Origin of the sequence: Pseudomonas sp. EGD-AK9 (genome assembly GCF_000465935.2) — a bacterium.
Taxonomy (GTDB): Bacteria; Pseudomonadota; Gammaproteobacteria; order Pseudomonadales; family Pseudomonadaceae; genus Aquipseudomonas.
Genome location: NZ_AVOF01000036.1, coordinates 1 through 11,936, shown reverse-complemented (window position 1 = coordinate 11,936; position 11,936 = coordinate 1). Strand labels below are relative to the sequence as shown.

At 67.8% G+C, this 11,936-nt stretch carries 10 protein-coding genes; 9 read left to right on the top strand and 1 reads right to left on the bottom strand.

Annotation, left to right across the window (positions count from 1 at the left end; translation table 11 throughout):
• From N878_RS01825 to N878_RS01790, 8 genes are all read left to right on the top strand, one after another.
• Positions 1-481, top strand: a 481-nt coding sequence (locus N878_RS01825) for a DsbA family protein (RefSeq protein ID WP_021441979.1), incomplete at its 5' end; no start/stop codon positions are given.
• Positions 474-2,252 carry an ABC transporter ATP-binding protein gene (locus tag N878_RS01820; RefSeq protein ID WP_031302575.1) on the top strand — a complete coding sequence of 593 codons (1,779 nt, stop codon included), beginning with the start codon at positions 474-476 and terminating at the stop codon, positions 2,250-2,252. The genes N878_RS01825 and N878_RS01820, both read left to right, overlap by 8 nt.
• A gap of 384 nt (positions 2,253-2,636) precedes the next feature.
• A complete protein-coding gene (gene hppD, locus N878_RS01815) occupies positions 2,637-3,719 on the top strand; it encodes a 4-hydroxyphenylpyruvate dioxygenase (RefSeq protein ID WP_021441977.1) in 1,083 nt (360 codons plus the stop codon).
• A 4-nt stretch (positions 3,720-3,723) separates the two neighbouring features.
• A complete protein-coding gene (locus tag N878_RS01810; RefSeq protein WP_021441976.1) occupies positions 3,724-4,863 on the top strand; it encodes a homogentisate 1,2-dioxygenase in 1,140 nt (379 codons plus the stop codon).
• A gap of 50 nt (positions 4,864-4,913) precedes the next feature.
• Positions 4,914-5,900, top strand: coding sequence for a fumarylacetoacetate hydrolase family protein (locus N878_RS01805; RefSeq protein WP_021441975.1), 987 nt, complete (start codon positions 4,914-4,916; stop codon positions 5,898-5,900).
• Positions 5,901-5,930: 30 nt separating this feature from the next.
• A complete protein-coding gene (gene maiA / locus N878_RS01800; protein WP_021441974.1) occupies positions 5,931-6,581 on the top strand; it encodes a maleylacetoacetate isomerase in 651 nt (216 codons plus the stop codon).
• 120 nt (positions 6,582-6,701) lie between these two features.
• A complete protein-coding gene (locus N878_RS01795; RefSeq protein ID WP_021441973.1) occupies positions 6,702-8,162 on the top strand; it encodes a sodium-dependent transporter in 1,461 nt (486 codons plus the stop codon).
• Between the two features lie 353 nt (positions 8,163-8,515).
• Complete coding sequence (locus N878_RS01790; protein WP_021441972.1) at positions 8,516-10,471, top strand: methyl-accepting chemotaxis protein; 1,956 nt, start codon at positions 8,516-8,518, stop codon at positions 10,469-10,471.
• A 214-nt stretch (positions 10,472-10,685) separates the two neighbouring features.
• Here N878_RS01790 and N878_RS01785 read toward each other — a convergent pair whose 3' ends face one another.
• The gene (locus N878_RS01785; RefSeq protein WP_021441971.1) at positions 10,686-11,561 is read right to left on the bottom strand and encodes a DUF6685 family protein; all 876 of its coding nucleotides are present in this window, start codon (positions 11,559-11,561) and stop codon (positions 10,686-10,688) included.
• Positions 11,562-11,702: 141 nt separating this feature from the next.
• On the opposite strand from N878_RS01785, the gene N878_RS01780 reads away from it, so the two are divergent.
• Complete coding sequence (locus N878_RS01780; protein WP_031302573.1) at positions 11,703-11,924, top strand: DUF2835 domain-containing protein; 222 nt, start codon at positions 11,703-11,705, stop codon at positions 11,922-11,924.
• The last annotated feature ends 12 nt before the right edge of the window (positions 11,925-11,936 follow it).

Here is an 11,936-nt window from a genome sequence, read left to right as displayed (position 1 = left end):
CGATGCCGCGGCGCGGGTGCGTTACCTGGGCTACTGGCAGGCGGTCAACGCCAGCACTGGGCAGCTGTTCGATTTCGAGCGCGGCCTGCCCGAGGGCCTGGTCTACGACACCGAGCCGGCCTGCCGCGCCCTGGTCACCGCGCGCAGCCTCGACGCGGCCAGCGCCTGGCCGCTGCTCAAGCTGATCCAGCAGGCCTTCTACACCGAGGGCGTCGACGTCACCCAGGCCGGCGTGCTGGTGCAACTGGCCGAGCAGGCCGGCATTCCGCGCATCGAGTTCGCCGAGGCCTTCGACAGCCAGGCCATGGTTGATGCCACCGCCGCCGATTTCAGCTGGGTGCAGGATCTGGGCATCGCCGGTTTCCCCACCCTGCTGGCCGAGCGCGACGGCCAGCTGGCGCTGCTGACCAACGGCTATCAACCGCTGGAGGTGCTGGCGCCGCTGCTCGGCCGCTGGCTGGAGCGCGCCGCCCATGCCTGATCGGTTGAGCTGGGCAGAAATCCGTCGCCTGGCCCTGCAGCACAAGAAAGCGCTGATCCTCGCCAACCTGGTCGCGGTGCTGGCCACCCTATGCAGCGTGCCGATTCCGCTGCTGCTGCCGCTGCTGGTCGACGAGGTGCTGCTGCACGACGGCGACGCCGCGCTCAAGGTGATGGACAACTTCCTGCCGGCCAGTTGGGAGACCGCCGCCGGCTATATCGGCCTGATGCTGCTGCTGACCCTGCTGCTGCGCGGCTCGGCGCTGATCTTCAACGTGCTGCAGGCACGGCTGTTCGCGCGGCTGTCGAAGGACATCGTCTACCGCATCCGCATGCGTTTGATCGAGCGGCTCAAGCGCATTTCCCTCGGCGAGTACGAGAGCCTCGGCGGCGGCACGGTCACCACCCATCTGGTCACCGACCTGGACACCCTGGACAAGTTCGTCGGCGAGACCCTCAGCCGCTTCCTGGTGGCGGTGCTGACCCTGGTCGGCACCTCGGCCATCCTGATCTGGATGCACTGGCAGCTGGCGCTGCTGATCCTGCTGTTCAACCCGCTGGTGATCTACGCCACGGTGCAGCTGGGCAAGCAGGTCAAGCACCTGAAGAAGCTCGAGAACGACAGCACCGGCCGCTTCACCCAGGCGCTGACCGAGACCCTCGACGCCATCCAGGAGGTGCGCGCCGGCAACCGCCAGGGCTATTTCCTCGGCCGCCTCGGTGGGCGGGCACGCGAGGTACGCGACTTTGCCGTGGCCTCGCAGTGGAAGAGCGATGCGTCGAACCGCGCCAGCGGCCTGCTGTTCCAGTTCGGCATCGATGTGTTCCGCGCCGCCGCCATGCTCACCGTGCTGTTCTCCGACCTGTCCATCGGCCAGATGCTCGCGGTGTTCAGCTACCTGTGGTTCATGATCGGCCCGGTGGAGCAGCTGCTCAGCCTGCAGTACGCCTTCTACGCCGCCGGCGGCGCGCTGACGCGGATCAACGAGCTGCTGGCGCGGCGCGACGAGCCGCAGTACCCGGGCCGCGTCGATCCGTTCAAGGGTCGCGACACCGTCGGCATCGAGGTGCGCGGGCTGACCTTCGCCTACGGCGAGGAGCCGGTACTGGATCGCCTCGATTTGTCCATCGCCCCCGGCGAGAAGGTGGCCATAGTCGGCGCCTCGGGTGGCGGCAAGAGTACCCTGGTGCAGCTGCTGCTGGGGCTCTACACGCCGCAGGCCGGCAGCATCCGCTTCGGTGGCAGCAGCCAGGAGGAGATCGGTCTGGACTGCGTGCGCGACAACGTCGCGGTGGTGCTGCAGCACCCGGCGCTGTTCAACGACACGGTGCGCGCCAACCTGTGCATGGGCCGCGAGCGCAGCGACCAGGCCTGCTGGCGCGCACTGGAGATCGCCCAGCTGGCGCCGACCATCCAGGCGCTGCCGCAGGGCCTGGACAGCGTGGTCGGGCGCAGTGGCGTGCGCCTGTCCGGCGGCCAGCGTCAGCGCCTGGCGATTGCCCGCATGGTATTGGCCGAGCCCAAGGTGGTGATCCTCGACGAGGCTACCTCGGCGCTCGACGCCGCCACCGAATACGCCCTGCACGAGGCGCTGGCGCAGTTCCTCAACGGCCGCACCACGCTGATCATCGCCCACCGCCTGAGCGCGGTGAAGCAGGCCGACCGCGTGCTGGTGTTCGACGGCGGCAGCGTCGCCGAGGACGGCGACCACCAGCAGCTGATCGCCGACGGCGGCCTGTACGCCAAGCTCTACGGGCATCTGCAGCGCTGAGGCGCCGGCGCGTTGTCCGCCCGGCAGGGCACAGCTGATCCAGGGGGATCGGGGCGCGTGGCCGAGGCTTTACCCGTCCACCGTTGCGCGCTTCGGCCTCGGCGCGGCGCCCCGATCCACTGCGCATGGTCTTCCTCGGCCTCGCCGCGGCAGCTCGTCTGGCAGCCTGGCGAACCGCTCTGGCAAGAAAACCTTACGCATTTACAGGTCTTGCCAGGCCGCATCCCCCGGTTTTTCAGGATGTAAGGAAAACTTGCCAATACCTCGCTGAGATCGCCCCAACCGGGCGGTTGCGCCGCCTTGTTCGCCGTCTGCCGCCGGGTTGTCATGGGTTCATTCAAACGCGCCTCACGGCGCAGCCCACAACAACAACGAGGAGGCGAAATGACCGCCGTGGCCAAGATCGAGCAGCACAACCCCATCGGTACCGACGGCTTCGAGTTCGTCGAGTTCACCGCGCCCAACGAAGAAGGCATCGCCCAGCTGCGCCAGCTGTTCACCGCCATGGGCTTCACCGAAACCGCCAAGCACCGCTCCAAGCAGGTCTGGCTGTTCCAGCAGAACGACATCAATTTCGTCCTCAACGGCAGCCCCACCGGCCACGTCCGCGCCTTCGGCGAGAAGCACGGCCCCAGCGCCTGCGCCATGGCCTTCCGGGTGAAGAACGCGGCCCAGGCCGCGGCCTACGTCGAGCAGCAGGGCGCCAAGCTGGTCGGCAGCCACGCCAACTTCGGCGAGCTGAATATCCCCTGTGTGGAAGGCATCGGCGGCTCGCTGCTGTATCTGGTCGACCGCTACGGCGACAAGACCATCTACGACGTCGACTTCGAATACATCGAAGGCCGCAGCCCCAACGACAACGCCGTCGGCCTGCAGCAGATCGACCACCTGACCCATAACGTCAAACGCGGGCAGATGGACGTCTGGTCCGGCTTCTACGAGCGCATCGCCAATTTCCGCGAGATCCGCTACTTCGACATCGAAGGCAAGCTCACCGGCCTGTTCTCCCGCGCCATGACCGCGCCCTGCGGCAAGATCCGCATCCCGATCAACGAGTCGGCCGACGACAAGTCGCAGATCGAGGAATTCATCCGCGAGTACCACGGCGAGGGCATCCAGCACATCGCCCTGTCCACCGACGATATCTACGCCACCGTGCGCCAGCTGCGCGCCAATGGCGTGGACTTCATGACCACCCCGGACACCTATTATGAAAAGGTCGACAGCCGCGTCGCCGGCCATGGCGAGCCGCTGGAGTTGCTGCGCGAGCTGAATATCCTGATCGATGGTGCGCCGGGCGACGACGGCATCCTGCTGCAGATCTTCACCAACACGGTGATCGGCCCGATCTTCTTCGAGATCATCCAGCGCAAGGGCAACCAGGGCTTTGGCGAGGGCAACTTCAAGGCGCTGTTCGAATCCATCGAGGAAGACCAGCTGCGTCGCGGCGTGATCTCCGAGGAGTGATGCCATGAGCCGTAAATGGATCAGCTTTCCCCTGCGCGAGGGCGAGTGCTCGCGTCAGGCGCACTGCGACCTGCCGCAGGGCACCTACGAGCGCGAGATGGGCCGCGAGGGCTTCTTCGGCCCCACGGCACACCTGCACCACAAGCATCCGCCGACCGGCTGGATCGACTGGGAAGGCCCGCTGCGCCCGCACGCGTTCAACTTCAACGACATCCCCAGCGAGCGCGACTGCCCGCTGGCGGCGCCGCTGACCTTGCACAACGCCGATGTGAAGCTGCGCGTCTGGCGCACCCACGGCGCCATGCGCCACCTGGTGCGCAACGCCGACGGCGACGAGCTGCTGTTCGTCCACGAGGGTGCGGGGCACCTGTACTGCGACTTCGGCCATCTGGAATATCGCGACGGCGATTACCTGCTGATCCCGCGCGGCACCGCCTGGCGCATCGAGGCCAGCACGCCGAGCTACTTCCTGCTGATCGAGAGCAGCGATGGCGCTTACCAGCTGCCGGACAAGGGCCTGCTCGGCCCGCAGGCGATCTTCGACCCCGCCGTGCTCGATCATCCGCGGCTCGATGAGGCGTTCAAGGCGCAGCAGGACGAGAACACCTGGCAGATCAGGATCAAGCGGCGCAACCAGATCAGCACCGTGACCTACCCCTACAACCCGCTGGACGTGGTCGGCTGGCACGGCGACAACACCGTGGTGCGGCTGAACTGGCGCGACATTCGCCCGCTGCTCAGCCATCGCTATCACCTGCCGCCGTCGGCGCACACCACCTTCGTCGCCAACGGTTTCGTGGTCTGTACCTTCACGCCGCGCCCGGTCGAGTCCGACCCGGGCGCGCTCAAGGTGCCGTTCTTCCACAACAACGACGACTACGACGAAGTGCTGTTCTACCACCGCGGCAACTTCTTCAGCCGCGACAACATCGAGGCCGGCATGGTCACACTGCACCCCTGCGGCTTCCCCCACGGGCCGCATCCCAAGGCGCTGAAGAAGAGCCAGGAGGACCCGGCGACCTTCATCGACGAGGTGGCGGTGATGATCGACACCCGCCGCGCCCTGGAAGTGGCCGATGCCGCCGCTGCGGTGGATGTGGCCGAGTACGTCAACTCCTGGCGCGCGCCGGGTACCCAAGGTTGAACCTGTAGGAGCCGGCTTGCCTGCTCCTATGCCAAGAACGGAAATCGCATATGAAACTCGCATCACTGAACCAGGGCCGCGACGGCGTGCTCGTCGTGGTCTCCCGCGACCTGGCCCGCGCCGTGCGCGTGCCGCAGATCGCCGCTACCCTGCAGGCCGCGCTAGACGACTGGGCCGTGGCCCGGCCCAAGCTGGAGGCGGTCTACCAGCGCCTCAACGACGGTCTGGAGCAGGGCGCCTTCGCCTTCGATCAGGCCGCCTGCCACAGCCCGCTGCCGCGCGCCTATCACTGGGCCGACGGCAGCGCCTACGTCAACCACGTCGAGCTGGTGCGCAAGGCGCGCGGCGCCGAGATGCCGGAATCCTTCTGGCACGACCCGCTGATGTACCAGGGCGGCGCCGACAGCTTTATCCCGCCGCACAGCCCGATCCGTCTGGCCGACGAGGCCTGGGGCATCGACCTGGAAGCCGAGCTGGCGGTGATCACCGACGACGTGCCGATGGGCGCCACGCCGGCCGAGGCGGGCGGGCATATCCGTTTGCTGATGCTGGTCAACGACGTGTCGCTGCGCAACCTGATCCCCGGCGAGCTGGCCAAGGGCTTCGGCTTCTACCAGAGCAAGCCGTCGTCGAGCTTCTCGCCGGTGGCGATCACCCCGGACGAGCTGGGCGAGAGCTGGAAGGACGGCAAGGTGCATCGGCCGCTGGTCTCGCATATCAACGGCGCGCTGTTCGGCCAGCCGGATGCCGGCGTGGACATGACCTTCAACTTCCCCACCCTGGTCGCCCACGCCGCCAAGACCCGCCCGCTGGGCGCCGGCACCATCATCGGCTCGGGCACCGTGTCGAACTACGACCGCAGTGCGGGTTCTTCCTGCCTGGCGGAAAAGCGCATGCTGGAAATCGTCGAGTCGGGCGAGGCGAAAACGCCGTTTCTCAAGTTCGGCGACCGGGTGCGTATCGAGATGTTCGACGCCAGCGGCCAGAGCCTCTTCGGCGCCATCGATCAGGTGGTGGAACAGTACGACGCCCGCTGATCCCTTGGAGCGTTTCGAGAGGAATCCGAGATGTTGAAGCTCTATGGCTACTGGCGCTCCAGCGCCGCCTACCGCGTGCGCATCGCCCTGAACCTCAAGGGCCTGGCCTATGAGCAGGTGCCGGTGCACCTGGTCAAGGACGGCGGTCAGCAGCACGGCGCCGACTACCGCGCGCTGAACCCGCAGCAGCTGCTGCCGCTGCTGGTGGACGAGGAGAACGGCGGGGTGCGCATTGCCCAGTCGCTGGCGATTCTCGAGTACCTGGAGGAAATCTTCCCGGTGCCGGCACTGCTGCCGGCCGACCCCGCCGAGCGCGCGCAGGTGCGGGCGCTGGCGCTGCATATCGCCTGCGACCTGCATCCGCTGAACAACCTGCGCGTGCTGCAGTACCTGTCCGCCGAGCTGGGCGCCTCCGATGAGGCGAAGAACGCCTGGTACCAGCACTGGGTCGCGCTGGGGCTGGCGGCGTTGGAGGAGGGCCTGGCGCCGTTCGACGGGCGCCTGTCGCTCGGCGCGCGGCCCGGTTATCTGGAAGCCTGCCTGATCCCGCAGCTGTATAATGCGCGGCGTTTTAACTGTGACCTTGCCGCGTACCCACGCATTCTCGCCCTGGCGGCGCGCTGCGAACCCCTGCAGGCCTTCCAACAGGCCGCACCGGAGGCGCAGCCCGACGCCCAGTGAGCCCGGCTGGCCTTGCCTGCCGTGCCCAGGCGAACCCGGCTCGATAAAAGCCTTGCATTCCGCTGCGCCACAAGCGCGGCGGGTCCGATTCCGTCACAGATAAAAACAAACAGGTGACGCATGACCCGTGAAAAACCGAAGAACCTCTGGCTCTCGCGCTGGGGTTTCATCCTCGCTGCAACCGGCTCGGCCGTAGGCCTGGGCAATATCTGGAAATTCCCCTACATCACCGGCGAATACGGCGGCGGCGCCTTCGTGCTGATGTACCTGGCCTGCATCCTGGCCATCGGCATTCCGGTGATGATGACCGAGATCGCCCTCGGCCGCCGCGGCCGCGGCAGCCCCATCGACGCCATCGGCCGGGTGGTCCGCGAGAACGGCGGCAACCCGCTGTGGAAGGCGGTCGGCGGCATGGCCATGCTGGCCGGTTTCATGATCCTGTGTTTCTACGTGGTCGTCGCCGGCTGGGCCTTCGCCTACACCTGGAAGATGCTCGACGGCTCGCTGGCCGCCAGCAGCGTCGAGGCGCTCGGCGGGGTGTTCGCGGCGCACAACGCCAACCCCTGGCAGCTCGGCGGCTGGAGCCTGCTGGTGGCGCTGCTGACCCTGTGGATCGTGGCCAGGGGCGTGCAGCAGGGCATCGAGAACGCGGTGCGCTGGATGATGCCGGGCCTGGCCCTGATGCTCATCGTGCTGGTCGGCTACGCTTTCACCAGCGGCAGTTTCAGCGCCGGTTTCGACTTCCTGTTCCATTTCGACGCCTCGAAGATCACCGGCGAGGCGCTGCTGGCCGCACTGGGGCACGCCTTCTTCACCCTCAGCCTGGCCTCGGGCGCCATCCTCACCTACGGCTCCTACATTCCCGATGGCCAGTCCATCGCCCGCACCACCTTTATGGTGGCGATCTGCGACACCTGCGTGGCGCTGCTCGCCGGCCTGGCGATCTTCCCGATCATCTTCGCCAACGGCATGAGCCCGAGCGCAGGGCCGGGGCTGATCTTCATGAGCCTGCCGCTGGCCTTCCAGCAGATGCCGCTGGGTACCGCCTTCGGCGTGCTGTTCTTCGCCATGGTGTCGATCGCCGCGCTGACCTCGGCGATCTCCATGATCGAGGCCACCGTCGCCTACCTGAACGAGAAGCACGGCATCAGCCGTCTGCGCGCCGCCGTGGTTTCCGGCGCGGTGCTGCTGCTGATCAGCCTGCTGGCGATGCTCTCGTTCAACCTGCTGGCCGGCTGGACGCCGCTGGGCAAGAACCTCTTCGACTGGCTGGACTACCTGACCTCGCGCTGGATGATGCCCTTGGGTGGCATCTGCATGGTGATCCTCGCCGGCTATGTGCTGCGCGGCGAGATCATGCGCGACGAGCTGAACCTGCCGCCGGCCGGCTATGCGCTGTGGCTGTTCATGGTGCGCTACGTCAGCCCGGTGCTGATCCTGGTGGTGTTCCTGCATGCGCTGGGCTGGCTGCTGTTCGACCCGGTGGCGCAGTGGTACTGGATCGCCGGCGCCATCGGTCTGCTGGCGGTGGCCGGCGAGGTGCTGCGACCGCGGGTGATGCCGGTGCTGGCCGGGCGCTGAGTCCTCTGCGCACATCCAGGCGCAGCTCCGCAAGGGGCTGCGCCTTTTTGCGTCTGGCCAAAGCGGTGGGGCGTCGTGCGCGCCGGCGCCAGGGTTAATTGCCGCATACCCATGCCTGGCGGAAATCCGCCAATAGTCCGGCGTCAATAAGCGGATCGTTGCCGAATCGGCGGGGCGCCCGCCGACGGCAGGCCCCGCTCGGCAATCCGCTCTTGGCCAACTGCCAGCACTCAAGCCTCTGCCCGTGTCGGCCGATGTGCTGTCACAGGTCTGGCACAAGGGTTGCCTAGGCTATCGACCGGGTCGCGCTCACGAGGTGCGACCCTAATAAGAAGAACCTGGAGTTGCCCTGTATGTTCGAGCCTGCCGCACGTCTGTTCGCCAACCTTGCCGTCGGCAAGAAATTACTCATCGGCTTCGGTCTGGTGCTGTTGCTCACCGCGGCGATGACCGGCAGCGGCTTTCTCGCCGTGCAAGCGGTGCTGCAGGGGCATGCTCAGGTCGGCCAGCTGGCGCAGGTCAATCAGGAGATTCTCCAGGCGCGGCGTCTGGAGCGCAGCTTCGCCATCGAGCTGAGCCCGCAGAGCGCCGAGCGGGTGCGCGCCAGCCTGACCCAGGTGCAGGGCATGCTGGAGCGCCTGGCGCAGGGCTCCGCCTCGGTCGAGGGCACGCGCCTGCAGACCATGCAGCAGGCGGTCGCCGAGTACCTCAAGCAGTTCGACAACTACGTCGAGCAGCAGGATCGGGCGCGCGAAGCGCGGCAGGACATGCGCAACGCCGCCACTGAGGCGCGCGATCAGTTCGAGGTGATCGAGCTGGACATGTACGACGCGGTGCGCGAACTGCGCCTGCAGGGCGACAAGCTGCGCGGCAGCGATCCGCTGACCCTGGCCGAGACCGCCTCCGGTCTGAGCAAACGCATGCTCGATCTGCGCGGTCACGAGAGCCTGTACATCATCGACGGCTCCGCCGAGGCGCTGGAGGAGTGGGAGTACGTCAGCGAAGACCTGCAGACCGTGGCCCGCAGCCTGATGATCTGGCTCGACGACGAGCAGAAGGCGGCGATCGAGACCGCGCTGCAGGCGCTGACCCTGTATCAGCGCTCCTTCCTCTACTACCAGCAGCTGCGCGAGCAGAACCTGGCGACGGAAAACGCCATGATCGAGCGTGCGCGCTCGGTGGTGGACCTGGCCGAGGCCGCCCAGGCCGGCGCGGAGCAGGCCATGCTCGACGACAGCCGACGCTCGCTGGTGCTGCTCGGCCTGATGGGCGCCGCCGCGGTTGTGCTGGGGCTGTGCGCCGCTCTGCTGATCACCCGCCTGATCGTCGTGCCGCTGCGCCAGAGCGTGGGTTTCGCCCAGCGTATCGCCGCGGGCGACCTGAGCCAGGACATTCCCCAGCAACGCCGCGACGAGGTCGGCCAGCTGTTCGCCGCCATGCAGGGCATGACCCTCAGCCTGCGCAACCTGGTCGGCCGCATCGGCGGCGGGGTGGGGCAGATCGCCGCCGCCGCCGAACAGCTCTCGGCCATCACCGCGCAGACCAGCGCCGGGGTGCAGACGCAGAAGCTGGAGACCGAGCAGACCGCCACCGCCATGCACCAGATGGCCGCCACCGTGCAGGAAGTCGCGCAGAACGCCGAGCAGGCCTCGCTGGCGGCGCGCGACGCCGACCGGGAGGCTCAGCAGGGCAACCGCGTGGTGCAACAGGCGGTGGATCAGATCGACAGCCTGGCCAGCGAGGTGGAGCAGTCCGCCGAGGCCATCGCCGCGCTCAACCAGGAAAGCGCGCGCATCGGCAGCGTGCTCGAGGTGATCCGCAACGTCGCCGAGCAGACCAACCTGCTGGCGCTCAATGCCGCCATCGAAGCCGCCCGCGCTGGCGAGCAGGGCCGCGGTTTCGCCGTGGTCGCCGACGAGGTGCGCGCGCTGGCCAAGCGCGCGCAGGACAGTACCGAGGAAATCGAGAGCCTGATCGCCGGCCTGCAGCGCATGGCCAAGGGCGCCGTGGAGCAGATGGACAGCAGCCGCGAGCTGACCCGGCGCACCGTCGAGCTGGCGGGAGAGGCGGGCGACGCCCTCGGCCGCATCACCCAGGCGGTGAGCACCATCGAGCAGATGAACCAGCAGATCGCCGCCGCCGCCGAGGAGCAGAGCGCGGTGGCCGAGGCGATCAACGAGAGCGTCACCCGCGTGCGCGACATCGGCGAGCAGAGCGCCACCGCCAGCGAACAGACCGCCGCCTCCAGCGCCGAACTGGCGCGCCTGGGCGTGGAGCTGCAGGAGCTGGTGCGCCAGTTCCGTACCTGAGTCGTGTCACCGCAGGGGCGTAGCGCACGCCACGTGCTGGAGGGCATTCGCAAGAGCGGTGGCAGTGGCTGCCCGAGTTGTGCCCAGCACCGGTAACGGAGGCGCGGTGCGCACGTGCGCACCATCTCGGCGGGTGTGGCTACCGCGAAAGCCGCAGCGAGTGGGGGCTCCGCGAGCGCCAGCTCGGGCCGCACGGCGGTGCGCGCGGCGCACCCTATTGCGCCAGCTGGCGCAGATAGTCCAGTACGTCGGGGGCGCCGGCCAGGCGCAGGCCTTCGCCGAGGGCGGTGGCCTGGGGATGTTCCTTGGGCAACAGGAGGAATTCCGGCGCGCCGGCGGTCTTCAGCAACGACAGGCGCGCATAGGGCAGGCCGTTATCCAGCAGCAGGCCCATGAAGTGCGGGTCGCTCCAGGCTTCGCCCGGCATGGCCAGCACGTGGTAGCGCAGCTGCAGGTTTTCCAGCCCGCTGGCGCTCAGCCGGTAACGGGTCAGGTTGGCCGGCAGCAGCACCTCCAGGCCGCGCCTGCGGGCATAGACGATGGCTCCGGCGAAGGCTTCGCCCTGCTGCTCGCCCGCCCAGAAGGTGCGGGTGCCGTGCCAGCCGGCCTGACGCAGCTCGACGGCCTCGCCGGCGAGAAAACGCGGCAAGGCCTGGCTGATGGTCTTGACGAAATCCTTGTAGCTGATGATGCGCACCTGCTTGCAGTGCTCGCTTGCCGCATAGTCCTCGAAACTGGCGTAGCCGTGCTGGCTGCTCGCGTTGCAGGCGAAGCCGTCGACCAGGCGCAGGTCGAAGGCTTGCAGGTGTTGGCGTTCGGTCGTCACCACCTGGGTCAGGGCGGCATGGGCCTGGGCCTTGTCTTCCTGCACCGGGCCTGAGAGCGCACCGCGTGGCAGGTCGACCAGGCGCTGCAGGGGCGGGCCCTCGTGCCAGCAGATGCTTGTCCCGGGTGGCGGCAGCACCCGGAACGGCAGGCGCAGCGCGCTGGCCCGGGCGAATATCTGCCGCGAGCCGCGACCGATCAGCCCCAGGCGTTGGGCCAGAGCGGTCAGGCGGGTGCTGAGGGTCGAGGGCTCGGACAGGCTCATGGCCGGCAGGTCGCTCCAAGGGCGTCTACAGCAGTGTGGCAGACGCCGGCAGCTCCTGCTTGCACGGCGCCGCGCGACGCGTCAGCGGCGGCGAGGTGGGTCTGTGGCAAAATAGCCGCATTCATGTGCGAGGGTGCCTCCATGCCCAGCTTGGTGCTGGATATTGCGTTATCGGCCGAACGGTTGCAGGCCGTCTACCGCGGCCATGCCAACCGGATTATGGCGCAAAGCCGCGACGGCCGCCGCGTCAGTTTGCCGGCCCACCATTTGCGGCCCTATCTGACCCACGAGGGGATCTATGGTTCCTTCGTACTGGAGTTCAGTACCGCCGGCGAGCTGCTGAGCTTACGCCCTTTGCCCTGATCCGGCGTGCCC

Coding starts and splice junctions, on each gene's coding strand:
- hppD (WP_021441977.1), top strand. CDS start 2,637: ATGACCGCCGTGGCCAAGATCGAGCAGCACAACCCCATCGGTACCGAC.
- N878_RS01790 (WP_021441972.1), top strand. CDS start 8,516: ATGTTCGAGCCTGCCGCACGTCTGTTCGCCAACCTTGCCGTCGGCAAG.
- N878_RS01805 (WP_021441975.1), top strand. CDS start 4,914: ATGAAACTCGCATCACTGAACCAGGGCCGCGACGGCGTGCTCGTCGTG.
- N878_RS01820 (WP_031302575.1), top strand. CDS start 474: ATGCCTGATCGGTTGAGCTGGGCAGAAATCCGTCGCCTGGCCCTGCAG.
- N878_RS01780 (WP_031302573.1), top strand. CDS start 11,703: ATGCCCAGCTTGGTGCTGGATATTGCGTTATCGGCCGAACGGTTGCAG.
- N878_RS01785 (WP_021441971.1), bottom strand. CDS start 11,561: ATGAGCCTGTCCGAGCCCTCGACCCTCAGCACCCGCCTGACCGCTCTG.
- N878_RS01795 (WP_021441973.1), top strand. CDS start 6,702: ATGACCCGTGAAAAACCGAAGAACCTCTGGCTCTCGCGCTGGGGTTTC.
- N878_RS01810 (WP_021441976.1), top strand. CDS start 3,724: ATGAGCCGTAAATGGATCAGCTTTCCCCTGCGCGAGGGCGAGTGCTCG.
- maiA (WP_021441974.1), top strand. CDS start 5,931: ATGTTGAAGCTCTATGGCTACTGGCGCTCCAGCGCCGCCTACCGCGTG.